Annotated in this window: 23 protein-coding genes; 15 read left to right on the forward strand and 8 right to left on the reverse strand. The window is 71.9% G+C overall.

The window, feature by feature from the left end; genetic code table 11:
* Positions 1–8 precede the first annotated feature (8 nt).
* Positions 9–1,124, forward strand: a complete 1,116-nt coding sequence (locus tag HNQ01_RS00460; RefSeq protein ID WP_173803351.1) for a 3-deoxy-7-phosphoheptulonate synthase — start codon at positions 9–11, stop codon at positions 1,122–1,124.
* Between the two features lie 7 nt (positions 1,125–1,131).
* On the opposite strand, the gene HNQ01_RS00465 is transcribed toward HNQ01_RS00460, so the two are convergent.
* Positions 1,132–3,405, reverse strand: a complete 2,274-nt coding sequence (locus HNQ01_RS00465) for an EAL domain-containing protein (RefSeq protein ID WP_173803352.1) — start codon at positions 3,403–3,405, stop codon at positions 1,132–1,134.
* Positions 3,406–3,565: 160 nt separating this feature from the next.
* Between HNQ01_RS00465 and HNQ01_RS00470 the strand changes: the two genes are divergently transcribed.
* Positions 3,566–4,900, forward strand: a complete 1,335-nt coding sequence (locus tag HNQ01_RS00470) for a leucine-rich repeat-containing protein kinase family protein (RefSeq protein WP_353621615.1) — start codon at positions 3,566–3,568, stop codon at positions 4,898–4,900.
* Here the strand turns inward: HNQ01_RS00470 and HNQ01_RS00475 are convergent.
* A complete protein-coding gene (locus HNQ01_RS00475) occupies positions 4,866–5,501 on the reverse strand; it encodes a tRNA-uridine aminocarboxypropyltransferase (protein WP_173803353.1) in 636 nt (211 codons plus the stop codon). The genes HNQ01_RS00470 and HNQ01_RS00475 overlap by 35 nt on opposite strands.
* Positions 5,502–5,586: 85 nt before the next feature.
* On the opposite strand from HNQ01_RS00475, the gene HNQ01_RS00480 reads away from it, so the two are divergent.
* On the forward strand, positions 5,587–6,600 hold the full coding sequence (locus HNQ01_RS00480) for an LLM class flavin-dependent oxidoreductase (protein ID WP_173803354.1): 1,014 nt from the start codon (positions 5,587–5,589) through the stop codon (positions 6,598–6,600).
* Between the two features lie 89 nt (positions 6,601–6,689).
* Here HNQ01_RS00480 and HNQ01_RS00485 read toward each other — a convergent pair whose 3' ends face one another.
* On the reverse strand, positions 6,690–7,463 hold the full coding sequence (locus HNQ01_RS00485; RefSeq protein WP_173803355.1) for a Crp/Fnr family transcriptional regulator: 774 nt from the start codon (positions 7,461–7,463) through the stop codon (positions 6,690–6,692).
* A gap of 2 nt (positions 7,464–7,465) precedes the next feature.
* Positions 7,466–8,785: a tryptophan--tRNA ligase gene (locus tag HNQ01_RS00490; RefSeq protein ID WP_173803356.1), complete on the reverse strand. Its 1,320-nt coding sequence runs from the start codon at positions 8,783–8,785 to the stop codon at positions 7,466–7,468.
* 232 nt (positions 8,786–9,017) lie between these two features.
* Between HNQ01_RS00490 and HNQ01_RS00495 the strand changes: the two genes are divergently transcribed.
* The 7 genes from HNQ01_RS00495 to HNQ01_RS00525 all read left to right on the forward strand — a co-directional run bounded on the left by HNQ01_RS00495 (position 9,018) and on the right by HNQ01_RS00525 (position 17,033).
* The gene (locus HNQ01_RS00495; RefSeq protein WP_173803357.1) at positions 9,018–11,957 is read left to right on the forward strand and encodes a chemotaxis protein CheB; all 2,940 of its coding nucleotides are present in this window, start codon (positions 9,018–9,020) and stop codon (positions 11,955–11,957) included.
* A complete protein-coding gene (locus HNQ01_RS00500; protein WP_173803358.1) occupies positions 11,935–13,803 on the forward strand; it encodes a PAS domain S-box protein in 1,869 nt (622 codons plus the stop codon). Before HNQ01_RS00495 ends, HNQ01_RS00500 begins: the two co-directional genes overlap by 23 nt.
* Positions 13,800–14,504: a response regulator transcription factor gene (locus HNQ01_RS00505; RefSeq protein WP_173803359.1), complete on the forward strand. Its 705-nt coding sequence runs from the start codon at positions 13,800–13,802 to the stop codon at positions 14,502–14,504. The genes HNQ01_RS00500 and HNQ01_RS00505 overlap by 4 nt, the downstream gene beginning before the upstream one ends.
* Positions 14,505–14,618: 114 nt before the next feature.
* On the forward strand, positions 14,619–15,083 hold the full coding sequence (locus HNQ01_RS00510) for a hypothetical protein (protein WP_173803360.1): 465 nt from the start codon (positions 14,619–14,621) through the stop codon (positions 15,081–15,083).
* A gap of 137 nt (positions 15,084–15,220) precedes the next feature.
* The gene (locus HNQ01_RS00515; protein WP_173803361.1) at positions 15,221–15,796 is read left to right on the forward strand and encodes a DJ-1/PfpI family protein; all 576 of its coding nucleotides are present in this window, start codon (positions 15,221–15,223) and stop codon (positions 15,794–15,796) included.
* 15 nt (positions 15,797–15,811) lie between these two features.
* Positions 15,812–16,249, forward strand: a complete 438-nt coding sequence (locus HNQ01_RS00520; protein ID WP_173803362.1) for a ribbon-helix-helix domain-containing protein — start codon at positions 15,812–15,814, stop codon at positions 16,247–16,249.
* Between the two features lie 55 nt (positions 16,250–16,304).
* On the forward strand, positions 16,305–17,033 hold the full coding sequence (locus tag HNQ01_RS00525; protein ID WP_173803363.1) for a DUF4197 domain-containing protein: 729 nt from the start codon (positions 16,305–16,307) through the stop codon (positions 17,031–17,033).
* A 21-nt stretch (positions 17,034–17,054) separates the two neighbouring features.
* Here the strand turns inward: HNQ01_RS00525 and HNQ01_RS00530 are convergent, their stop codons facing one another.
* Both HNQ01_RS00530 and HNQ01_RS00535 read right to left on the reverse strand, forming a co-directional pair.
* Positions 17,055–17,879, reverse strand: a complete 825-nt coding sequence (locus tag HNQ01_RS00530; protein WP_173803364.1) for a hypothetical protein — start codon at positions 17,877–17,879, stop codon at positions 17,055–17,057.
* 66 nt (positions 17,880–17,945) lie between these two features.
* Complete coding sequence (locus HNQ01_RS00535) at positions 17,946–19,244, reverse strand: THUMP domain-containing class I SAM-dependent RNA methyltransferase (RefSeq protein ID WP_173803365.1); 1,299 nt, start codon at positions 19,242–19,244, stop codon at positions 17,946–17,948.
* Positions 19,245–19,463: 219 nt separating this feature from the next.
* On the opposite strand from HNQ01_RS00535, the gene HNQ01_RS00540 reads away from it, so the two are divergent.
* Positions 19,464–20,138, forward strand: coding sequence for a YiaD family glycine zipper/OmpA-like lipoprotein (locus HNQ01_RS00540; protein WP_173803366.1), 675 nt, complete (start codon positions 19,464–19,466; stop codon positions 20,136–20,138).
* A gap of 1 nt (position 20,139) precedes the next feature.
* Here the strand turns inward: HNQ01_RS00540 and HNQ01_RS00545 are convergent, their stop codons facing one another.
* Positions 20,140–20,436 carry a hypothetical protein gene (locus HNQ01_RS00545; RefSeq protein WP_173803367.1) on the reverse strand — a complete coding sequence of 99 codons (297 nt, stop codon included), beginning with the start codon at positions 20,434–20,436 and terminating at the stop codon, positions 20,140–20,142.
* A 138-nt stretch (positions 20,437–20,574) separates the two neighbouring features.
* Between HNQ01_RS00545 and HNQ01_RS00550 the strand changes: the two genes are divergently transcribed.
* The 4 genes from HNQ01_RS00550 (at position 20,575) to HNQ01_RS00565 (ending at position 21,433) form a co-directional block, all read left to right on the forward strand.
* Positions 20,575–20,760, forward strand: a complete 186-nt coding sequence (locus HNQ01_RS00550) for a CsbD family protein (protein ID WP_149505006.1) — start codon at positions 20,575–20,577, stop codon at positions 20,758–20,760.
* 61 nt (positions 20,761–20,821) lie between these two features.
* A complete protein-coding gene (locus HNQ01_RS00555; RefSeq protein WP_173803368.1) occupies positions 20,822–21,034 on the forward strand; it encodes a CsbD family protein in 213 nt (70 codons plus the stop codon).
* 1 nt (position 21,035) lies between these two features.
* Complete coding sequence (locus tag HNQ01_RS00560) at positions 21,036–21,212, forward strand: hypothetical protein (protein WP_173803369.1); 177 nt, start codon at positions 21,036–21,038, stop codon at positions 21,210–21,212.
* A gap of 44 nt (positions 21,213–21,256) precedes the next feature.
* A complete protein-coding gene (locus tag HNQ01_RS00565; RefSeq protein ID WP_173803370.1) occupies positions 21,257–21,433 on the forward strand; it encodes a DUF1328 domain-containing protein in 177 nt (58 codons plus the stop codon).
* Here HNQ01_RS00565 and HNQ01_RS00570 read toward each other — a convergent pair.
* Complete coding sequence (locus HNQ01_RS00570; RefSeq protein ID WP_173803371.1) at positions 21,423–22,634, reverse strand: multidrug effflux MFS transporter; 1,212 nt, start codon at positions 22,632–22,634, stop codon at positions 21,423–21,425. The genes HNQ01_RS00565 and HNQ01_RS00570 overlap by 11 nt on opposite strands.
* Positions 22,635–22,703 lie beyond the last annotated feature (69 nt).

The following is a 22,703-nucleotide window of genomic DNA, read 5'->3' on the forward strand; positions in this document are numbered from 1 at the left end:
ATCTCGCCATGAACACCCTCGACGATCCCCGCCACGACCGTGAAGCCGGCTCGCGCCGCAGCACCCGCGACACCACCCGCATCGACGACACCCGCATCGACGCGGTGCGCCCCCTGATCACCCCGGCGCTGCTGCACGAGCGCCTGCCCGTGAGCGAGGCCGCGCAGGCGCTGGTCGAGCAGGCGCGCAGCGAGATCGCCGACGTGCTGCACGGCCGCGACGACCGGCTGATCGTCGTCGTCGGGCCCTGCTCGATCCACGATCACGCGCAGGCGATGGAATACGCCGCGCGCCTGAAGCCGCTGGCCGACGAGCTGCGCGGCGAGCTGGTCACGGTGATGCGCGTCTACTTCGAGAAGCCGCGCACCACCGTGGGCTGGAAGGGCTACATCAATGACCCGCACCTGGACGGCAGCTTCGCGATCAACGAGGGCCTGGAGCGCGCGCGCGCCCTGCTGCTCGACATCCTGGGCGCCGGCCTGCCGGCGGCCACCGAGTTCCTGGACCTGCTCAGCCCGCAGTACATCGCCGAGCTGATCTCCTGGGGCGCCATCGGCGCGCGCACCACCGAGAGCCAGAGCCACCGCCAGCTCGCCTCGGGCCTGAGCTGCCCGGTCGGCTTCAAGAACGGCACCGACGGCAGCATCCGCATCGCCGCCGACGCCATCCTGGCCGCCAGCGCGCCGCACGCCTTCATGGGCATGACCAAGATGGGCGTGGCCGCCGTCTTCGAGACCCGCGGCAACGCCGACTGCCACGTCATCCTGCGCGGCGGCTCGAAGGGCCCGAACTACGGCACGGCCGATGTGGACGCCGCCTGCGCGATGCTGAAGACCTCGGGCCTGCGCGAGCAGGTGATGGTCGACCTGTCGCACGCCAACAGCAGCAAGCAGCACCGCCGCCAGATCGAGGTCGCCGAGGACATCGCCACCCGCATCGCCGCCGGCGACCAGCGCATCACCGGCGTGATGATCGAGAGCCACCTGGAAGAAGGCCGTCAGGACCTGGTCGCCGGCCAGCCCCTGAAGCACGGCGTGTCGATCACCGACGCCTGCATCGGCTTCGCGCAGACCGCGCCGGTGCTGCGCCGGCTGGCCGAGGCGGTGCGCGCGCGCCGCGGCTGAGGGCGGCTCAGGCCATACCCGGCTCGGGCTGAGGCTCGAGCTCGAGTGCGGCCACGCCGGCCAGCTCCTGCCGCAGCAGCGTGCAGAAGGGCTCCGGGCGGTGCAGCAGGTAGCCCTGCGCGAAGTCGATGCCCAGCTCGCCGAGCTGCTCGAGCACGCCCGGGGCCTCGACGAACTCGGCCACCGTCGTGACGCCGACCACCTGCGCGATGTCGCGGAAGCACCGCACCGTCGCCAGGTCCAGCGCGTCGCGGCCCAGGTCGCGGATGAACTGGCCGTCGATCTTCAGCACGTCCACCGGCAGCGACTTCAGGTAGCCGAAGGACGAGGCGCCAGCGCCGAAGTCGTCGAGCGCGATGCCGATGCCCAGATCGCGCATCGCCGCCATGAACCGTGCCGCATCGCGCAGGCTGGTGATCGCCGCCGTCTCGGTGACCTCGAAGCACAGCGCCCGCACGTCGAAGCCGGCCTCGCGCACCAGATCGGCGACGTAGCCGTGAAAGCCGCGATCGCTCAGCGACTGCCCCGACAGGTTGATCGCGACGCGCTCGGGCCGCAGGCCCGCGGCGGCCGCCTCGCCGAGCCGGCGAAAGACCTGGCGCACCACCCAGCGGTCGATGCGCTCGGCCATGTGGAAGCGCTCGGCCGCCGGCAGGAACACGCCCGGCGGCACGCAGCGGCCGTTCTCGCCGTCGCGCAGGCGCAGCAGCACCTCGCAGTGCAGGCCGCGGTCGCCCCGCCGGCCGATCGGATGGATGCGCTGCGCGTAGAGCTCGAAGCGGTCCTCGTCGAGCGCCTGCTCGAGCCGGCGCGCCCAGTGCATCTGCCCCTGGCGGTGGCGCAGGGTCTCGTCGGCGTCGAACCACAGGTGCACGCGGTTGCGGCCGGACTCCTTGGCGGCGTAGCAGGCCGAATCGGCCGCCTGCATGACCGCATCGGCCCGCGGCCAGCGCCGGTCGACCGGCACCAGGCCGATGCTGGCGCTGACGCGAAAGCGCCGGCCGTCGTGCACGAAGCGGAACTCCTCCATGCGCTCGCAGACCAGCTGCGCGATGCGCTGCGCCTGCTCGATGCCACAGCGCTCGAGCAGCACGCCGAACTCGTCGCCGCCCAGCCGTGCCAGCGTGTCGCCGGGCCGCACGCACTCGCCGAGCAGCTGGCCGATCTGCTGCAGCAGCCGATCACCGGTCGGATGGCCGCAGGCATCGTTGATCAGCTTGAACTGGTCCAGGTCGATGTACAGCAGCGCATGACTGCCGCCCGCCTCGCGCGTGCGCAGCAGCACGCGCTGCAGGCGCAGGTCGAACTCGCCGCGGTTGAACAGGCCGGTGAGCAGGTCGTGGCTGGCGCGCCAGCTCATCTCGCGGCTCAGCCGGCGCTGCTCGGTCACGTCATGGAAGACCAGCACGACGCCATGCAGCCGACCGGTCGCGTCATGGATCGGCGCGGCCGAGTCCTCGATGCCGCACTCGTTGCCGTCCCGGGAGAACAGCCGCATCGGCAGACCGCCAAGCACCGCGCGGCGATCGACCAGACAGCGCCGCACCGGATGCTCGCCGATCAGGCCGCTGTCCTCGTCGATCGGCTGATAGACCGCCTCGACCGGCAGGCCGCGCGACTCGTGGTGGAACCAGCCGGTCATGCGCTCGGCCACCGGATTCATCCAGCTGACACGGCCCTCGGCATCGGTGGTGATGACCGCATCGGCGATCGAGCGCAGCGTGACCTGCAGCATCTCGCGGCTGTCGTGCAGCGCGTCGACGGTGTGATGCACCTGCGCGCGCAGCTCGATCGCCCGCGCGGCCAGCGCGGCGATCTGCTCCAGCCAGGACAGCGCCAGCGCGCCCAGCCGGCCGGGCGCGGGGTCGCAGACGCACAGCGCGCCGATGACCTGCCCGTCCGACAGCCGCAGCGGCACGCCGGCATAGGCCCGCATCGCCGCCAGCGCGCCGGGCACGCCCCCGGCCCCCGCGGGCTTCAGCCCGAGCGCATGCACGTCCTCGATCACCCTGGCCTGACCGGAGCGGGCCGTCATCGCGCACAGCGACAGGTCGGCCGCCATCTGACCCAGGCCGCTCAGCCCGTGCTCCGACTTGAACCAGATGCGGTCCTGCTCCGGATCGAGCAGCCCCAGCAACGCGACCGGCCGGCCACAGACATCGGCGGCCAGACGGGTCAGCGCATCGAAGTACGGCTCCGGCACGGAGTCGAGAATCCGCAGCGAGCGCAACGACAGGGGATGATCGCTGTGCACAAGGGACAGGAAGGCGGGACGGGGCATGGCACGGTTCCGGAGCTCAGGATGACAAGGGTGATCACGTCAGCCAGGTACAGCACTGATCCGCGGTCGCGAGTGTGTCTGGAAATGAAGAAATTCGCGTGCCAGCCTCAGTTTACGTAACGTGAACAAATTGCATTTTTTGAAACTATTGAACTGATTCATGAGCATGATCAACCCGAACCTGAGCGCGCTGCGGCGCGGCGACCTGGCCGGTGCCCGCCGGCTCGACCTGCGCGGCTGCGGTCTCGAGCGGCTGCCCGAGGAGGTGTTCGCGCTGGCCGACACGCTCGAGGAACTCGACCTCGGCGACAACCGGCTCGGCACGCTGCCCGACGCGCTGCCGCGCCTGCACCGGCTGCGGGTGATCTTCGGCTCCGGCAACCCGTTCACCGTGCTGCCACCGGTGCTCGGTGCCTGTGGACAACTTTCGATGATCGGCTTCCGTGGCTGCCAGATCGACACCGTTCCCGACGCGGCGCTGCCCCCGGCGCTGCGCTGGCTGATCCTGACCGACAACCGCATCGGCACGCTGCCGGACACGCTGGCCGAGCGCCCCCGTCTGGAAAAGCTGATGCTGGCCGGCAACCGGCTCGAGACATTGCCCGACCTGTCGGCCAGCCCGCACCTGGCGCTGCTGCGGCTGGCGGCCAACCGCTTTTCCACAGCGCCCGGCTGGCTGGTCCAGCACCCTTCCCTGGCCTGGCTGGCGCTGGCCGGAAACCCATTTGTCCACAGGCTTGTCAACAGGTCGGCATCGACGCCTGTCACCACGCTATCTGCCTGTCATGTCAGGGAAGATCGACTTCTCGGCGAAGGGGCGTCCGGACTTATCCACAAGGCCTTGCGATGCGATGATCCGGCGGCGCCGGAACGCCCGGTCGCGCTCAAGCGCTTCAAGGCCGCGATGACCAGCGACGGCCTGCCCGACTGCGAACAGGCCGCCTGCCTGGCCGCTGCCGGCCATGCGTCGATCGTCGCGGCCGAGGCTCGCGTCGCCGATGCGCAGGGACGCACCGAAGCGCTGGTGCTGCCGCTGCTCGGCCCGGAATTCGGCCCGCTCGCCGGCCCGCCCAGCCTCGCGTCCTGCAGCCGCGACGTCTATGCCGAGGGGCTGTCCCTGTCTGTGGACAAGCTGTGGACAATTCTGGCGTCGATGGCCTCGGCCATGGCCCATCTGCACCGCATCGGCCTGATGCACGGCGATCTCTACGCCCACAACATCCTGTGGAACGGCCAGGACCGCGCACTGCTGAGCGACTTCGGCGCCGCCAGCTTCCTGCCCGAGGAGGCCGGACTGCGTGCCGGTCTGGAGCGGCTGGAGGTGCGCGCCTTCGGGCTGCTGGTCGAGGAGCTGCTGCAGCGCGCGGACGATCCGTCCGACGTCCGCTGCGCGCGGCTGGCCGCGCTGCGCGAGGACTGCCTGCAGCCGGAGGTCGCGCGGCGGCCGGACTTCGAGCGCATCAGCGCGCAGCTCGGGCCTGCCAGCGCGCGATGAAGCGCTCGAAGCCGTCCAGCATCGGCTGGTAGCGCTCCGTGTCCTGCTCCAGTCGTGCCAGCGCGGCACAGACCGCCTCCAGCGTCGAGAGCTGGTCGGCCCGGCGGGCCCGGCGCATCGCGCGGTAGCGCGCCGGCGGCCGGTCCTGCAGGGCCAGCCGCGGCAGCGCCATCAGCAGCGGGTTGAGGTGCAGCATCTTCAGGCTCTTGCGCCAGGTCGCGTCGAGCACCACCAGGCGGGTCACCGCCGGCGACACCCCCGGATCCGGGTCGTCGAGTAACTCGGATTTCGTGTTTTCCACAGATCTTGCCCCGTCTTCATCGGTGTGCAAGTCCCGCGGCGTCTGTGGATAAAGCAGCCGCGCGCCCGGCCCGGTCCAGCCCGACAGCGCCTGCGCATCGAAGGTCTCGCCGATCTCGAGCCGCACCCGCGCCAGGCCGAGCGCCAGCAGCGCCGCGCTGTTCTTCGCCTCACGCGCCTCGAGCGGATGCTGCAGGATCAGCACCTCGATCCGGTTGTCCACAGGCGCCACCAGATCGCACAGGCAGGCTGACGTCGGGCGGGCGCAGCGCGGGCAGTGCGGGCGACGGTGTGCCGCCATGAGTAACTCTGTTTCAGAAAAATTGGTCATGGGGACATGTCGCGGCCACACGGACGCCGGAGGCGATCCGGCGCAAGATGGCGCGATGATCCCAGCCTCCGACCCGATTCCGCTGTCCGTGCTCGATCTGGTGCCGATCGCCGAGGGCGGCGACGCCGCCACCGCGCTGACGCACGCGCTCGAGCTCGCCCGCCATGCCGAGCGCTGCGGCTACCGCCGCTACTGGCTCGCCGAGCACCACAACATGGACGGCCTGGCCTGCTCGGCCACCGCCGTGCTGATCGCGCACATCGCTGCGCACACCCGCACGATCCGGGTCGGCGCCGGCGGCATCATGCTGCCCAACCATGCGCCGCTGGTGGTGGCCGAGCAGTTCGGCACGCTGGCGACGCTGCATCCGGGCCGCATCGAGCTCGGCCTGGGCCGCGCGCCCGGCACCGACCGCGCGACGATGCGGGCGCTGCGGCGCTCGCTCGACAGCCGCGGCGAGGAGGCCTTCCCGCAGGATGTCGCCGAGCTGCTCGGCTATCTGGAGGAGGCCCGGCCCGGCGCGCAGGTGCGCGCGCTGCCGGGCCAGGGCACGCGGGTGCCGGTCTGGCTGCTGGGCTCGAGCCTGTACGGCGCGCAGCTGGCGGCCTGGCTCGGCAGGCCCTATGCCTTCGCGGCGCATTTCGCGCCCGACCTGCTCGAGCAGGCGGCCGAGCTCTACCGCAGCACCTTCCGCCCCTCGCCGGCCTGCCCGCGCCCGCTTCTGATGGTCGGCACGCAGGTGATCGTCGCCGACAGCGACGCGGCGGCGCAGCGCCTGTTCACCTCGACGCAGCAGCGCTTTCTCGGCATGGTGCGCAACCAGCGCGGCCCGCTGCCGCCGCCGGTGGACGACTTCGACGCGCTGTGCAGCCCGCAGGAGCGCCACCAGGTCGACCGGATGCTGGCCGAGGCCATCGTCGGCTCGCCGCGCACGGTGCGCGCCGGCCTGCGCGCGCTGGTCGAGCGCACGCGGGCCGACGAGCTGATCCTGACCGGCGCGACCTTCGATCCGGCCGCGCGGCTGCGCTCGCTGGAGCTGGCCGCGGGCTGTGCAGAACCGGAGGCATGACCCTATTCATACACAGTTTGTCCACAGATTTATCCACAGACCTGCCCACAGTCCTGACGATCCGTCGCGCCGCCCGCGGCCATGCCGGCTCACGGCCCGACGGACATCCCGTCGGCCTTGAGTCCCTCCGGATCGAGCAGCTCGATGACACGCCGGCGGCGGCGCACCAGGCCGTCGGCCTCGAGCGCGGCCAGCACCTCGTTGACCGTCTGGCGTGACAGCGAGAGCATGCGCGCGAGCTGGTCCTGCGACAGCGCGAGCTCGCGGCGCAGCGTCGGCCGGTCGACCTGGTGATCCGAGGCCATCATCACCAGCCGGCGCGCCACCCGGGCGCGCGGCGCGAGCATCTGCATCTGCTCGAAGGACACGAAGACGCTGCGCATCTTGCCCGCCAGCAGGCGTCCCAGATGCAGCCAGCCCGCGGGCTCGCGCTCGAGCACCGCCAGCATCACCGCCTGGGGCAGATGCAGCAGGACCGCGTCGGTCTCGGCATGCACATCGTGCGTGCGCGGCTGCCCGTCGAACAGACCGAGCTCGCCGAACCAGTGCGGCGGCTGCACCAGAGCCAGCAGCGCCTCGGCGCCCGGTGCGACGAGACCGCTGACGCGCAGGATGCCGTCGGACAGGCCGTAGAACCCGTCCGGCGCATCGCCTCGCGCACACAGCCGCTCGCCGGCGTGCAGGTAGCGCGGCTGCACCCGCCGCGACAGCTCCAGCTGCAGCGGGCGCGGCAGCGTCTGGAACCAGCTCTCGGGCGCGATCATCGCGCGCGCGACATGCGGATCGCCACTGTCGCGCCAAGGCGCGCCAAGCCGCTCGCGCTGCGCCGTGACGCCTGCATGGCCCCCCTCCATGCAGGTCATCATCATTCGGCCGCCGCGGCGACCAGCGCGTCCAGCGCCTGCGCGATCTCGTCGGCGCCGACGCCCTCGCCCGGCACGACCGGCGCGCCGGCCAGCGCCGCCGACCCTTCCGTCTTCAGCCGCTTGACCCACTCGCCGGCCTCGCGGCCGCCCGCGAAGGCGCTGCTCTGCAGCAGCACGCGGCCGTCCGCGGCGGCGAGCTTGAAGTAGAACCGGCCGTCGGCCTCGCGGTACTGCTTGAAGACCGGCAGCGCCGCCTTCTCGGCCTTGGCCTTCGGGGCGGCGGCGACCGGCGCGGCGACCATGCGGCGCAGACCGACCGCATCGCGCAGCGCGGCCAGCAGCGGCGCGGCCGTCGCGCGCGCCTTGGCGGCACCGGCCATCAGCAGCGCCTCCAGCTCGGCCGGCTGCGCGATCAGCGCCTCGTAGCGCGCGCGCATCGGCGCGATCTCGGCGTCGATCAGCTCGAACAGGCGCTGCTTGGCCTCGCCCCAGCCCAGGCCCGCCACCAGCTCGGCGCGGAAGGCCGTGGCCTGCTCCGGCGTCGCGAAGGCCTCGAACAGCGTCACCAGCGCGCTGCTGTCCGGATCCTTGGGCTCGCCCGGCAGCTTCGAGTCGGTGACGATGCGCGCGATCGCCTCCTTCAGCGCCTTCGGGCCGCCGGCGAACAGCGGCACCGTGTTGTCGTAGCTCTTGCTCATCTTGCGGCCGTCGAGGCCGGGCAGCACCGCCACCTGCTCCTCGATCACCGCCTCGGGCAGCACGAAGAACTCGCGGCCGCTCGCCGCGCCGAACAGGTGGTTGAAGCGCTGCGCGACATCGCGCGCCATCTCGATGTGCTGGATCTGGTCGCGCCCGACCGGCACCTGGTGGGCGTTGAACATCAGGATGTCGGCCGCCATCAGGATCGGGTAGCAGTAGAGCCCCATCGTCACGCCGGCGTCGGTGTCCTCGCCGGCGGCCATATTGGCGTCCGCCGCGGCCTTGTAGGCGTGGGCGCGGTTCATCTGGCCCTTGGCGGTGACGCAGGTCAGCAGCCAGGTCAGCTCCGGGATCTCGGGAATGTCGCTCTGGCGGTAGAAGGTGACGCGCTCGGGGTCGAGCCCGGCGGCCAGCCAGGTCGCGGCCAGCTCCATGCGCGAGCGCTCGATGCGCGCCGGGTCGTCGCACTTGATCAGCGCGTGGTAGTCGGCGAGGAAGAAGAAGCTCTCGACGCCGTCGCGACGGCTCGCGGCGATGGCCGGGCGGATCGCGCCGACATAGTTGCCGAGGTGGGGGGTGCCGGTGGTGGTGATGCCGGTCAGGACGCGGGTGGTGGACATGGGTCGGAGGTGGATCGAGGAATCGTCGGTCAGGCGATTGTCGACGGTCGCGCCCCGATCCGCAGGCCCCCGCAAGACATTGACGACGACGTCGTCATGACGCGCCGCAGGCGCTCCGGGGCGCGCCCCCCCTCGATAAAATCCGCACTTCGGACAGAACCAGACAGAACACCGACACGCTCCGGAGCCTGGCGCCCGCGCGCCCGCCGCCCCAGGAGACCAGGAGACATGCATGAGCCCGGCGAACAGCGAAGATGTCGCGACTCCCCCTGAACCGCTCGGGCCGCCCGGGCAGGTTCCCCCGATCCGGCGCCAGTTCATCGTCGCCGTCGGCGCCTCCGCCGGCGGACTCGAGGCGCTGTCGGTGCTGATCTCGCACCTGCCGACGGACCTGAACGTGCCGTTCGTGGTGCTGCAGCACCTCTCGCCGACCTACCGCAGCATGCTGGCGCAGCTGCTCGGGCGCGAGACCTCGATGCCGGTGCTCGAGATCGAGGAGGGCATGGTGCCGATGCCCAACAGCATCTACACCACGCCACCGAACCGCAACCTCGACTTCCGCGACGACCGCTTCCACCTGGTCCAGCCGGCGCTGGAGGTGCTGCCCAAGCCCTCGGTCAATGCCTTCATGTACACGCTGGCCGAGGCACGCGGCGAGGACGTGATCGGCGTCATCCTGTCGGGCACCGGCTCGGACGGCGCCTCGGGGCTGCGGGCGGTCAAGGCCAGCGGCGGCCTGACCTTCGCGCAGGATCCGGCCACCGCCAAGTACACCGGCATGCCGCAGGCCGCCATCGACACCGAGTGCGTCGACTGGATCCTGCCGCCGGCCGAGATCGCCGCCGAGATCGCCCGGCTGGTGCGCACCCACGGCCAGATCCAGCCGCCCGGCCAGGGCGACGCCAGCCCGGCCACGCTCAAGACCCTGCTGTCGAAGGTGCAGCGCTACACCAAGGTCGACTTCTCGGGCTACAAGGAATCGACCGTGTGGCGGCGCATCCTGCGCCGGATGGCCGCCAACCATGTGACCACGCTCGACGAGTACATCGCCTTCACGCGCCGCAATCCCGACGAGCTCGGCCAGCTCTGCAAGGACATCCTGATCTCGGTGACCTCCTTCTTCCGCGACGCCGAGGCCTTCGTCGCGCTGCGCCAGGCGCTGGCCGAGCGGCTGACGCTCAAGCGCCCGGGCGACGAGATCCGCATCTGGGTGCCCGGCTGCGCGACCGGCGAGGAGGTCTACACGATCGCCATCCTGCTGTTCGAGCTGCTCGGCAGCAGCCGCCACGACTACAAGCTGCAGATCTTCGCCACCGACATCGACATGGCCGCGATGGGCATCGCGCGGCGCGGCCACTACTCCGAGGCCAGCCTGGCCGGCGTCGATCCGGCGCTGGTGGCGCGCTACTTCAAGCCGCACGGCGACACCTACGAGATCAGCAAGGAGCTGCGCGAGACGGTGGTGTTCGCGCGCCAGAACGTGGTGCAGGACCCGCCCTTCCTGCGCCTGGACCTGGTGTCGTGCCGCAACCTGCTGATCTACTTCCAGAACTCGCTGCAGGAGCGGGTGCTCGACATCTTCCACTACGCGCTGGCGCCGGCCGGACTGCTGTTCCTGGGCAAGTCCGAGACGGTCTACCAGCGCGAGAACCTGTTCGACACGGTGCAGCGCGACCAGCGCCTGTTCAGCCGGCGCGACACGCCGGTGAGCAAGTCGACCGTCGTGTCGCTGATGATGGACGCGGTGCCGGCGCACCGTCATCCGCTGCCTCAGCGTGCGCGCTCGCCGGAGGAGCGCTTCCTGTCGGCGGCGGCGGCGGTCTTCGTGCCGCCCAGCGTGATGGTCAACGCGCAGATGGACCTGCGCCATGTCTTCGGGGATGTCGGCGACTTCCTGCGGCTGCCCTCCGGGCGGGTCGACCTGAACCTGCTGACCCTGGTGCGCAAGGAGTGGCGCACCGAGCTGCAGACGCTGGTGCACCAGGCGCGGCACAAGCAGGCGGCGGTGTTCGGGCGAACGCACGAGTCCGGCGACGGCAGCCAGCGCGTCCGCATCGCCGTGCATCCGGTCGGCGGACCCGATGCCGAGCCGATGCTGATGATCGCGTTCGAGCCGGTGCGCTGGGGCGAGGACGCGCCGGACAGCACCCGCGAGGACGCGCCGCAGGCCGGCATGCTCACCCGCGACCTCGAGGACGAGCTGATCGCCACGCGCGAGCACCTGCAGACCGTCATCGAGGAGCTGGAGACCTCCAACGAGGAGACGCAGGCGCTCAACGAGGAGATGCAGGCCTCCAACGAGGAGCTCCAGGCCGCCAACGAGGAGCTGCAGGCGGCCAACGAGGAGCTGCAGTCGACCAACGAGGAGCTGACCACCGTCAACGAGGAGCTGCAGATCAAGTCGGCCGAGCTGGCCGAGGCCAACGGCGACCTGGAGAGCATCCAGAGCAGCGTCGACTACGCCATCGTCGTCGTCGGCGAGCAGCACCGGCTGCTGCGCTACAACGAGATGGCCGCGCGGCTGTTCGGCCTGGTGCCCTCGCGCATCGGCGACAGCCTGCGCGACGTGCTGCACGGCCACCGGCTCGGGGCGGTGCTGGAGAGCGTCGACGAGGTCATCCGCAGCCGCCGCCCGCTGGAGCGCCAGCTCACCGAGGGCCAGCGCCACTATCTGCTGCGCGCCTCGCCGCGGCTGACGGCGCAGGGCGACCTGCGCGGCTGCGTGCTCAGCGTGCTCGACGAGACGCCGCTGTTCGAGATCCAGCGCGAGCTGCGCGACAAGGAGAAGCGGCTCATGGCGATCATGACCTTCTCGACGACGCTGATCTCGGTGAAGGACACCTCGGGCCGCTACGAGTTCGTCAACCCGCGCTTCGCGCAGTTCCTGAAGGAGCTCACCGGGCTGGACGGCCGCGACATTCTCGGCAAGACCGACCAGCAGGTCTTCCCGCCCGACATCGCGCGCATCTTCCGCGAGCGCGACCTGGAGGTGCTGCGCCTGGGCGAGGGCTCCGAGCGCACCGAGGACCTGCCGGCGGGCGACCGGACGGTGCGCTTCATCGCGCTGCGCTTCCCGATGCGGTCCGACGACGGCGTGGTCGTGGCGGTCTGCACCAAGCTGGTGGACCTGACGCGGCTGCAGGACATCGATGGACAGCCCGGCCGGCTCTGACGCACCCGGTGCCCGGCGCGCCCGGGTGCGGCGGGCGCTGCTGGAGGTGTCGTGGGACGCGCTGCTGCTGGTGCGCCATGCGGACCGGCAGATTCTCGACGCCAACGCGGTGGCGCACCGCCTCTACGGCGCTGAGCGCCTCGAGGCTGCGGCGCCACGCCGCTACGACACGCTGGTCGGCGACCGCGAGGAGATCGACGCGCTCTTCGGCCAGCACCGCACCCACCTGCCGCTGCGCTACCACCTGCTGGCCGACGGCACGCGCATTCCGGTCGAGATCCGGGTGTCCTGGCTGGTCGAGGAGGACGGCACCGAGATCGGCTGCATCGGCGTGCGCGACCTGCGTCGCGAGACCGAGGACCACCGACGCCTGCGCGCGGCCGAGAGCGGCTACCGCGCGATCTTCCGGGCGGCGCCCTTCCCGGTGCTGCTGCTCGACCGGCGCGGCATCGTCTCCGACGCCAACGAGGCTGCGCTCGGCCTGTACCGCCACAGCCTGTCCACGCTGGTCGGGCAGCCGCTCGCCTCGCTGCTGCAGGACGAGCGCCAGGCGCGGCGCTACTTCCGCGCCGCGCGCTGGCGCGAGGCCGGACAGTGGCACCGCCGCCGCGACGGCGAGCTCTTCCTGGCCGACGTCGAGGTGTCGATGCTGCGGCTGTCGGCCGACGTGCACGCGATGGTCGTGCTGCGCGATGTCACCGAGGAGCGCGCGCTGCTGCAGCGGGTGCAGGCCAGCGAGGCCCGCTGGCGCTTCGCGCTGGAGGGCCACGGCGACGCCCTGTGGGAATGGGACCTGGTGCGCGGCGCCTTCCATGTCTCGCGCTCCTTCGGCGAGCAGCTCGGCCGCCCGCCCGACCCGCAGGAGCAGGCCGCCGCCTACTGGAGCGAGCTGGTCCATCCCGAGGACCGCGAGCGGCTGACGCGCATGATGAGCGCGCACATCCGCGAGCGCCTGCCGCTGATCGACGTGGAGGTGCGGCTGCGCATGCGCGAAGGCGGCTACCGCTGGGTCTGGCTGCGCGGCCGGGTGATGGAGCGCAACCACGCCGGCCGCGCGCTGCGCCTGATCGGCAGCGTGCGCGACGTGCACGAGCAGAAGGCCCAGGCCGACGAGCTGGCGCAGTGGCGCGAGCAGGTGCAGCACACCGCGCGGCTGACCAGCATGGCCGAGATGGCCGCCGCGCTGGCCCACGAGCTGAACCAGCCGCTGACGGCGATCCGCAACTTCGGCGCCGCCACGCTGCGCCGCCTCGACAAGGCGCCGGCGCACGATGTCGCGGAGGTGCGCCGCGCGGTGCAGCTGATCGCCGACGAGGCGATGCGGGCCGGGCGCATCATGCAGCACATCCGCAACGTGGTGCGCCACGACACGGTCCAGCGCGAACCGGTGCCGCTCGACGAGCTGGTGCGCAGCGTGCAGCACCTGGCCGAGCTGCAGGCGCGCCGCCTGGAGGCGAGCATCGAGCTCGACCTCGATCCCGCCGTGCCGGCGGTGCTGGCCGACCGGGTGCTGGCCGAGCAGCTGCTGCTCAACCTGGTGCGCAACGGCCTGGAGGCGATGCAGCACAGCCCGGCGCCGCGCCAGCTGCTGCTGAGCACCGCGCCCGGCCCGCAGGGCATGGCCGAGATCCGCATCCGCGACCGCGGCTGCGGCCTGCCCGCGGACGGCGACCTCGACATCTACCTGCCCTTCGTCACCACCAAGGCCGACGGCATGGGCATGGGGCTGGCCATCTGCCGCTCCATCGTGGAGGCCCACCTCGGACAGCTCTGGGCCGAGCCCCGGGCCGAGGGTGGCACCCAGTTCCGACTCACCCTGCCCCTGGCCGAGAAAGACGCCCGATGATCCGCGCGACACCCCCCACGAGCCCGGCGAACCCGGCGCAGCGCCCGCCTCGCCGCCCGCATGTCTGCGTCGTCGATGACGACGAGATGGTGCGCACCTCGCTGCAGATGCTGCTCGATGTGCTCGACATGCAGGTGAGCACCTATGCCAGCGCGGCCGATTTCCTGGCCGACCCGCGGGCCTTCGACTGCGACGTGCTGGTGCTCGACGTGCGCATGCCGGGCATGAGCGGGCTGCAGCTGCAGGCCCTGCTCAGCGAGCACCACGCCGACGTGCCGGTGCTGTTCATCTCCGGCCACGGCGACATCCCGATGGCCGTGCGGGCGATGCGCGCCGGCGCGCTCGACTTCCTGCAGAAGCCCTTCGACGAGCAGCAGCTGATCGACTGGATCCATGCGGCGATCCTGCAGCGCGAATCGGCGCGCGACCGCCAGCGCGAACAGGCCCAGTGCCGCCAGCGGCTGGCCTCGCTGACCCCGCGCGAGCGCGACATGCTCGACGGCGTGATGGCCGGCAAGGCCAACAAGGCGCTGGCCGACGAGTTCGGCATCAGCCTGAAGACGGTGGAGCAGCACCGCGCCCGCATGATGGAGAAGCTCGGCGCGCGCAAGGTGGCCGACCTGTTCCGCCTGCTGCAGGCGCTCGAGCCGCCCGCCGCGGGCGAGCGGGCGCCGCATGCCACCGGCGCACTGCGGGGTTAACCCGGCTCCGGGCACGGTCAGCCCGGATTGCCCAGCCAGGGCCGGATTCCCAGAATCCCCGTGCACTGCATCACGTTCGAGAGGCAGGCACGGCACGACTCAGGGAGACACGCGATGGCATGGCAGGACATCTGGACGCACAGGCTGCCCCCGGCCGGGGGCTTCGGCCTGCGCATGGCCCAGGCCCTGATGAGGATCGACCAGGCCCTCCATCGCACCCAGTCCAGCCTGCTGATGCTGCAGGGCAAGAGCGTCGCGACGGCCTGGGGGCTGGCCCGCGCATGGGGCGCGAGCTCGCCGCTGCAGGCGGCGCTTGTCTGGCATCAGGGAGTGGAGGAAACCATGTCGCACCATCGACAGCTGCAGGCGGTTCTGGCGCGCGGCCAGCGCGACCTGGCGCAGGCGGCCGAGCAGCTCATCGCCGACCTGCCCGACCCCGCGCTGCCGACGACCGCGCCCCTGCTGCGCACCACCGCCGCATCCTGGTCAGCGACCCGCGAGCAGCCGGTGCCCCTGCCCGCCCCTGCACCGGCGGCGTCCAGCAGCTGCACGCTGACGCAGGTGGACGTGCTCATCTGAACCTCGCTCTGGCGGGATTTCCCGGGGAAAACCCTCGGTCTGCGCGTACCCGGCTACTACCGGCACCGCGCCGCCGGGCCCAACAATGCGGTCGATCCCGCCCGCACCGGGCGGACACCCCTGGAGGCCCCCGCGACATGAGCCAGATCCTGATGCTGTGCGGCGACTACGCCGAGGACTACGAGACGATGGTGCCCTTCCAGACGCTGCAGGCGGTCGGGCACACGGTGCATGCGGTCTGCCCGGGCAAGGCCGCCGGCGACTTCGTGATGACCGCGATCCACGACTTCGAGGGCCAGCAGACCTACAGCGAGAAGCCGGGCCACCGCTTCACGCTGAACTTCTCCTTCTCCGACGTGCGCGCCGAGCGCTACGACGCGCTGGTCATTCCGGGCGGGCGAGCGCCGGAGTACCTGCGCATGAACGCCGAGGTGATCGCGATCACCCGCCACTTTCTCGACGCGGCCAAGCCGGTGGCCGCCGTCTGCCACGGCGCGCAGCTGCTGGCGGCCACCGGGCGCATCCGCGGCCGGCGCCTGTCGGCCTACCCGGCCTGCCAGGTCGAGGTCGAGCTGGCCGGCGCCGAGTACGCCAGCATTCCCGTCGACCAGGCCATCACCGACGGCAACCTGGTCACCGCGCCGGCCTGGCCGGCGCATCCGGCCTGGCTGGCGCAGTTCCTGGAGGTGCTGGGCACGCGCATCGCGCTCTGAACGGAGCGCCGCGCGATGTGCCGCATCTTCGTCAGCGCCGATCCGGACAGCTACGACAGCCGCACCCGCTCGGTGCGGCTGCACGGCGTCGTCACCAGCCTGCGGCTGGAGAACCTCTACTGGCAGGTGCTCGAGGAGATCGCCCGGCGCGACGGCCTGGGCGTGGTGCAGCTGATCGAGCGGCTCTACGACGAGCTGGTGGCCGAGCGCGGCGCGGTGGGCAACTTCAGCTCCTTCCTGCGCGTCAGCGCGCTGCGCTACGAGAGCCTGATCGCGCAGGGGCGGCTGCCGCGCGACCCGTCGATCCCGATCGGCTCGCTCGATGCCGACGAGGTGCTGCGCGGGCTGCCGGAGAGCGGCACGGTGCGGGGGAATGTTTCCGCCAGCTTGTCCCCGACTCCGGCACGGCGCCCGCGGCGGTCGGCGCGGGGCATCATCCCGCCGTTGAGATGAGGAACCCGCGCTCCGGCGGGTTCTGCCGAAGAACCGCTGCTGGAGGAATGCCGCGATGTCCCGCTCCCCGTCGTCCGTCGACCTGATGATCGCCCCGGCCCGTCTGCCCCGCCGCGGGCTGCTGGCGCTGGGCCTGCTCGGCCTGGCGCCCTTCGCGCTGCGCCCGGCCCATGCGCTGGGCGAAGGCGAGGCCGCCCAGGGCCTGCGCGCCGCGCTCGAGCGCGGTGCGGGCGTGGCGGTCGACACGCTCGGCCGCGACGGCGGCTACCTGAACAACCCGCTGGTGCGCATCGCGCTGCCCGAGGGGCTGCAGCAGGCCGCGCAGCTGATGCGCACGCTCGGCCAGGGCGCGCGCGTCGACGCGCTCGAGACCGCGATGAACCGCGCCGCCGAGCAGGCGGTGCCGCAGGCGAAGTCGCTGCTGGTCGGCGCGGTCAAGTCGATGTCGGTCAAGGATGCGCTGCAGGTGCTGCAGGGCGGCGAGACCGCCGCGACCGAGTTCTTCCGCGAGCGCACCCGCACGCCGATGGGCGAGAAGTTCCTGCCCATCGTCACCGCCGCGACGCAGAAGGTCTCGCTGGCGCAGAAGTACAACGCCATCGCCGGCCAGGCGCAGAAGCTCGGCCTGATCGGCGAGCAGCAGGCCAGCATCGAGCGCTACGTCACCGAGCGCGCGCTCGACGGCGTCTACACGATGATCGCCGAGGAGGAGAAGAAGATCCGCCAGGATCCGATCGGCACCGGCAGCAGGATTCTCAAGGCGGTGTTCGGCGCGCTGAGGTGAGCGCCGAGGCCGGCGACGGCCTCAGCCCGCCAGCGCCGGCGTCTCGCCCGCCGGCCAGCCGAAGGCGGTGTAGGCCTTGACGAACGGGCCCTTGAGCGCCGCGCCGGCCTGCAGCAGCTCGGCCTCGGGCGCACCGGCGGCCAGCGCCCGCGACAGCCGGGCCAGCGCACGGTCCTCGTCGGCCAGGCCCTGGCGAAGCTGCGCCTGCCGCGCCGGCGACAGGCCCCAGCGCGCCGGGTCGAGCTCCAGCCGCTCGATGCGGCGCCACAGCGCCCGCGCGCGGGCATAGTCGCGCTCGAGCGCCTCGCGCTGCGCCGGCGGCACCGCTCTGCGGTTGGCGATCGCCTCCATCGCACCGTGGAAGGCGGTGAAGTCGTCGAGCGCGTAGTCGATGCCGAGCGCGCGCCGGGCCTCGAACAGCGTCTCGCGCACCCGCTCGAGCGTCTCGTGCGAGGCTTCCCAGCGGCGCTCGCCGACCTCGGCGGTCGCCCGGGCCAGATGACGGTCCACCGCCGCCAGCGCCTCGCGCCACGGGCGCGCCGACGGCGCCAGCGCCTGCAGCGCGGGGCGCTGCTGCGGCCACGCCTGCTGCAGGCGCAGCATCGCCGCGCCCGCGCGGGCCGGGCCCTCGTCGGACTTCGGCGCGGCGCCGGTCAGGAACAGCGCCGGAATGTAGAGCCCGTCGAACGCGACCATCGCCGCCTGCGATACCGGCGGCGGGGCCGCGCGCGCCGGGCGGACGGTCGACAGCGCCAGGGCCGGCAGCGACAGCAGCGCGAGCGCCTGCGTCAGGCGGCGGCGCGAGACCGGCAGGGCAAGAGAGCGCGGAAAAGACGAGGCAGGCATGACGGACTCCGGCAGGACGGCCGCCGCCAGTGCGGCAGCCACCCCGTCAATATGCCCCACTAGGTATCAGGAGTCTTGATCGGCGTCACGCACCGGTGCGCCCTCGGCCGGCCGGCCGGCGCGGTTCGAGCCGGCGACCAGATCGAAGCGCAGCAGCCGGCATTCGATCGGGCCGTTCCACATCGGCACGCGCCGGCTCTCCTTCAGGCGCATCGCCTGGCCGAGCTTCGCGTCCGGCGTCAGCACCCAGGCGGTCCAGCCGGCGTAGTGGCGCTTCCAGTGCGCCGCCAGCGACGAGAAGAAGGCCTGCGAGGTGCCGCCGCCCTCGAAGTCCTCGCGCACCAGGCGCGCGGCCTGGCCGGCCGAGCCGGTGCCCTTGGCATCGATGCGCTCGCCGTAGGGCGGATTGAGCACCAGCACGCCGCGCTCGGCCGGACAGGGGCGCTGCAGCGCGTCCATCGTCTTGAACTCGATCGCGTGCGCGACGCCGGCCCGCTCGGCATTGCGGGTGGCGAAGTCGGTCATCCGGAAGGACACGTCGCCGGCGAAGACCGGCACCGCCGGCGCATGCACCCGCGCGCGCGCCTCGGCCTTCATCGCCTGCCAGGCCGGGGCCTCGAGGCGGAAGGGCTGCAGCCGCTCGAAGGCGAAGCTGCGCTGCAGGCCCGGCGCGATGCCGCAGGCGATCTGCGCCGCCTCGATCGCGATGGTGCCCGCGCCGCAGCAGGGGTCGAGCAGCGCGCCGTCCTCGGGCCGGCCGTGCCAGCCGGCGGCGGCCAGCATCGCCGCGGCCAGCGTCTCCTTCAGCGGCGCCTCGCCCTTGGCCTCGCGCCAGCCGCGCTTGAACAGCGCCTCGCCGCTGAGGTCGACCGAGATCGTCGCGTGGTCCTCGTGCAGGTGCAGCACCAGCGACAGGTCGGGGCGGTGCGGATCGACGTTCGGCCGCTCGCCGCTGTCCTCGCGCATCACGTCGCAGACGGCGTCCTTGATGCGCAGCGAGGCGAAGTGCAGGCTCTGCAGCGGCGAGCGCACCGCGGTGGTGTCCACCCGCAGCGTCTGGCGCGGCGTGATCCAGTCGGACCAGCTCACGCTGCAGGCCAGCTCGTAGAGATCGCGCTCGTCGCGGTAGCCGCCCTCGGCGACCTGCCACAGCACGCGCTGCGCCAGCCGGCTCTCGAGGTTGAGCCGCATCGCGGTGGCCGGGCTGCCGATCAGCGACACGCCGCCGCGGCCCGCACGGACCGACTCGGCCGCACGCGGCGCACCGGCGGCCGTCAGGATGGCACGGACCTCGTCGACCAGCAGCGGCTCGACGCCGGCGGCGCAGGGAAGGAACAGGGGCGAGGGGTTCAGGACGGCAGGCATGGCGCGATTGTCGCCGCCCCGGGCCCGCCGTCGTCCGGCCGCAGGAACGCAAGGAACGGATACAGCCGTTGCACCTGTCCTGCAACCTTCTTAAGCCCGCGGGAATCGAAGCCCTGTCAACCGCGACAGACTGCGTCGCGTCAAAGTGACACCAGCAGGTACCTGGCCGATCTCGCTGCGGCCCGGCCTGCCGGATTCCTTTCCGTCTGGAGAAAACGCATGAAGAACATCATCCCGTCCCGCCTGGTCATGACCTCTCTTGTCGCCACCGCCGCGGCCGCCTCGGTGCTGCTGGCCGGCTGCGCCGACATGACCCAGAGCCAGAAGGGCACCGCGATCGGCGCGGGCATCGGTGCCGGCGTCGGCGCGGTCATCGGCAAGACCACCGGCGGCAAGGCCGGCACCGGCGCGGTGGTCGGCGGCGCCATCGGCGCGGTCGCCGGCAACCTGTGGTCCAGGCGCATGGAGGAGAAGCGCCACGAGATGGAGCAGGCCACCGCCGGCACCGGCGTGACCGTGGCGCGCACCGAGGACAACCAGCTGCGCGTCAACCTGCCCGGCGACATTTCCTTCGACACCGGCCGCGCCAACATCCGACCCGACATGGCGCCGATCCTGAGCAAGTTCGCCCGCGGCCTCGACGGCTCGATGAACGTGCAGATCATCGGCCACACCGACAGCCAGGGCAGCGACGCGATCAACAACCCGCTGTCGAAGGACCGCGCCGACGCGGTGCGCGACTACCTGGTCGCCCAGGGCGCGCCGGCCGCCCACATCCACACCGAAGGCCGCGGCGAGCACCAGCCGATCGCCGACAACGCCACCGCCGAGGGCCGCGCGAAGAACCGCCGCGTCGAGATCTTCCTGCGCGAGCCGGCCAAGACGGGCGGCTGATTCAGTCCCACATCAGCAGCTCGGCCAGGCGGCGCACCACCCAGGCCGCCTCGTCGGCCGACAGGCCGGCGTCGGGCTGCGCCAGCCCCTGCTCGATGCGCACCAGCACCTCGTCCTCCGACACGCCGAGGTCGAAGTGGATGTGCTGCGCCTGCGCCACCAGCTGCTGCGACAGGTCCTCGCAGAGCTCGTAGCGCTCGCGCACCTGCGCCACCGGCGTGCGCAGCCGGGTGCGGCTGCGGTCGCGGTGCAGGTCGAGGAAGGACTCGGGAATGAGGATCTGGTTCTCGTCGGACATGGTGGCGCCAGTGTAGGCGCGCCGTCCTACAGCCTCCCGCGCCCGCGGCCGATGCAGCCCGGCCCGCCCCGCAGCGACCATGACTCCCATGGAACGGCACTTCGCCGCACCAGCCAACCCACCCCAAGGAGTCATGCCATGAACAAGGATCAAGTCGAAGGCCGCCTGGAAACCGTCAAGGGCCACATCAAGGAAGCCGCCGGCAAGGTGGTCGGCAACAAGAAGCTGGAGGCCGAAGGCCGCATCGACCAGGTCGCCGGCAAGACCCAGTCGAACTACGGCGACGCCAAGGAAAAGGCCGCCGACGCGGTCAAGAAGATCTGACCGGCCTGACGCCGGGCGCCTGACCTCTCGCCACCACGCCACTCTCGCAGGGAGAGCTCCCATGCTGCTGATCAATCGGGACCAGATCCAGGGCCGCATCGTGACGGCCCGCGGACTGATGAAGCAGGCCCTCGGCTGGGCCAGCCTGAACACGCTGATGCAGGCCGACGGCGAGCTCGACCGCATGGCGGGACTGCAGCAGGCGCGCTTCGGCGACGCCTGCTGGCGAGTGGCGCGGCGCTCGGAGCAGGAACGCCTGCAGCGGATGTGGTGACATGGGCGCGATGACCGTGCCCGCACCGCAGCCGGTGGAGCCGATGCCGGTTCCGCCGCAGGAGATGCCGCCGCCGGCGGCGCCCGATCCGGTCGCTCCGCCGATCACGGATCCCCAGCCGCCGGGCATCGGCGAGCCGGTGCGCGAGCCCGGACACGCCCCGGCACCGATGGGCTGACGCCCTTTCCGACTCATTCGACCCATTCGACCAGGAGACCGATCATGCTCAAGTGGGCTCTGATCTTCGCCGTGATTTCGCTGGTGGCCGGCATGTTCGGCTTCACCGGCATGGCCGCCGGCGCGGCGGGCATCGCCAAGGTGCTGTTCGTGCTGTTCCTGCTGGTGGCCGTCGTGTTCCTGATGCTCGGCTACAAGGGCGTGCGCGCCATCAGCCGATAGCGGCCGGCGTGGCCGCGGCCGACGACAGCGCGGGCCGGCCGACCAGGCTGGCCAGCAGCGCGCAGCCGGCCACGCCCGCCACCATCGGCAGCGCGCCATGCGCATGGCCGCCCAGCGCCGACACCAGCGACATCACCAGCGCGCCGCAGACCATCTGCACCGTGCCGATCAGCGCCGAGGCGGTGCCGGCGATCGCGCCGTGGCGCTCCAGCGCCAGCACCGGCACCGTCGGCGCCACCAGCCCCAGGCCGCCGTAGGCGACGAAGAGCAGCGCCACCAGCACCTCGAGCCGGTCGACGCCGGCGAGCGTCAGCGCCAGCAGCAGCGCGCTGGCCGCCAGATAGCCCGCGAGACCGCGCCGGATCACCCACGGCAGGCCGTGGCGCTGGCACAGCCGCACATTGAGCTGCGCCGCGCCGATGAAGGCCGCGGCGTTCAGCCCGAACAGCAGGCCGTACTGCGTCGGCGTCACGCCGTGGTGTTCGATCATCACGAAGGACGAATGGCCCAGATAGGCCATGAAGCCCGACATCGCGAAGGCGCCGGTCAGCGCCAGCGCACGGAAATGGCCGTCGCGCAGCAGCTCGGCCACCGCCGCGAGCGTGCCCGCCAGCGTGGTGCCGCGACGCGCCTCGACCGGGCGGCTCTCCTGCAGCTGCGTCAGCACCAGCGTCAGCGCGAGCAGCCCCAGCACGACGATGCAGCCGAAGATCCAGCGCCATCCCGCCAGCGCCACCACCAGGCTGCCGGCCAGCGGCGCCAGGATCGGCGAGACGCTGAACACCAGCATCAGCATCGCGCCGAGCCGCGCGGCCTCGACGCCGGTGTGCAGATCGCGCACGACCGCGCGCGGAATGACCATGCCGGCGCAGGCGCCCACGCCGGCGACGAAGCGCATCGCGATCAGCGTGCGCGCATCCGGCGCCAGCGCGCAGCCCAGGCTGCCCAGCACGAACAGCCCCAGCCCAACCATCAGCGGCACGCGCCGCCCGAAGCGATCCGACAGCGGCCCGTAGACCATCTGGCACAGCCCGAGCGCGACGAAGAAGGCCGTCAGGCTCATCTGCACCTCGGCCGCGCTCGCGCCCAGCGCCTGCGCCATCTGCGGCATCGCCGGCAGGTACATGTCGATCGCGAACGGCCCGATCGCGGAGATCAGGCCCAGGATCAGGGCATGGCGGAGCAGGGCGGCATCGAGCATCGGGCGGCAGCGGCGGGCAAAGAGGGCATTGCACCATCTTCCGCGCGGCCGCGCCGGATCACACCCGTC

It is taken from the genome of Sphaerotilus uruguayifluvii (assembly GCF_013294065.1).
Taxonomy (GTDB): domain Bacteria; phylum Pseudomonadota; class Gammaproteobacteria; order Burkholderiales; family Burkholderiaceae_C; genus Sphaerotilus; species Sphaerotilus uruguayifluvii.

Bases quoted from the DNA above. Each gene is read 5' to 3' on its own strand.
- HNQ01_RS00460 (WP_173803351.1), top strand. From the start codon at position 9: ATGAACACCCTCGACGATCCCCGCCACGACCGTGAAGCCGGCTCGCGC.
- HNQ01_RS00465 (WP_173803352.1), bottom strand. From the start codon at position 3,405: ATGCCCCGTCCCGCCTTCCTGTCCCTTGTGCACAGCGATCATCCCCTG.
- HNQ01_RS00470 (WP_353621615.1), top strand. From the start codon at position 3,566: ATGAGCATGATCAACCCGAACCTGAGCGCGCTGCGGCGCGGCGACCTG.
- HNQ01_RS00475 (WP_173803353.1), bottom strand. From the start codon at position 5,501: ATGGCGGCACACCGTCGCCCGCACTGCCCGCGCTGCGCCCGCCCGACG.
- HNQ01_RS00480 (WP_173803354.1), top strand. From the start codon at position 5,587: ATGATCCCAGCCTCCGACCCGATTCCGCTGTCCGTGCTCGATCTGGTG.
- HNQ01_RS00485 (WP_173803355.1), bottom strand. From the start codon at position 7,463: ATGACCTGCATGGAGGGGGGCCATGCAGGCGTCACGGCGCAGCGCGAG.
- HNQ01_RS00490 (WP_173803356.1), bottom strand. From the start codon at position 8,785: ATGTCCACCACCCGCGTCCTGACCGGCATCACCACCACCGGCACCCCC.
- HNQ01_RS00495 (WP_173803357.1), top strand. From the start codon at position 9,018: ATGAGCCCGGCGAACAGCGAAGATGTCGCGACTCCCCCTGAACCGCTC.
- HNQ01_RS00500 (WP_173803358.1), top strand. From the start codon at position 11,935: ATGGACAGCCCGGCCGGCTCTGACGCACCCGGTGCCCGGCGCGCCCGG.
- HNQ01_RS00505 (WP_173803359.1), top strand. From the start codon at position 13,800: ATGATCCGCGCGACACCCCCCACGAGCCCGGCGAACCCGGCGCAGCGC.
- HNQ01_RS00510 (WP_173803360.1), top strand. From the start codon at position 14,619: ATGGCATGGCAGGACATCTGGACGCACAGGCTGCCCCCGGCCGGGGGC.
- HNQ01_RS00515 (WP_173803361.1), top strand. From the start codon at position 15,221: ATGAGCCAGATCCTGATGCTGTGCGGCGACTACGCCGAGGACTACGAG.
- HNQ01_RS00520 (WP_173803362.1), top strand. From the start codon at position 15,812: ATGTGCCGCATCTTCGTCAGCGCCGATCCGGACAGCTACGACAGCCGC.
- HNQ01_RS00525 (WP_173803363.1), top strand. From the start codon at position 16,305: ATGTCCCGCTCCCCGTCGTCCGTCGACCTGATGATCGCCCCGGCCCGT.
- HNQ01_RS00530 (WP_173803364.1), bottom strand. From the start codon at position 17,879: ATGCCTGCCTCGTCTTTTCCGCGCTCTCTTGCCCTGCCGGTCTCGCGC.
- HNQ01_RS00535 (WP_173803365.1), bottom strand. From the start codon at position 19,244: ATGCCTGCCGTCCTGAACCCCTCGCCCCTGTTCCTTCCCTGCGCCGCC.
- HNQ01_RS00540 (WP_173803366.1), top strand. From the start codon at position 19,464: ATGAAGAACATCATCCCGTCCCGCCTGGTCATGACCTCTCTTGTCGCC.
- HNQ01_RS00545 (WP_173803367.1), bottom strand. From the start codon at position 20,436: ATGTCCGACGAGAACCAGATCCTCATTCCCGAGTCCTTCCTCGACCTG.
- HNQ01_RS00550 (WP_149505006.1), top strand. From the start codon at position 20,575: ATGAACAAGGATCAAGTCGAAGGCCGCCTGGAAACCGTCAAGGGCCAC.
- HNQ01_RS00555 (WP_173803368.1), top strand. From the start codon at position 20,822: ATGCTGCTGATCAATCGGGACCAGATCCAGGGCCGCATCGTGACGGCC.
- HNQ01_RS00560 (WP_173803369.1), top strand. From the start codon at position 21,036: ATGGGCGCGATGACCGTGCCCGCACCGCAGCCGGTGGAGCCGATGCCG.
- HNQ01_RS00565 (WP_173803370.1), top strand. From the start codon at position 21,257: ATGCTCAAGTGGGCTCTGATCTTCGCCGTGATTTCGCTGGTGGCCGGC.
- HNQ01_RS00570 (WP_173803371.1), bottom strand. From the start codon at position 22,634: ATGCTCGATGCCGCCCTGCTCCGCCATGCCCTGATCCTGGGCCTGATC.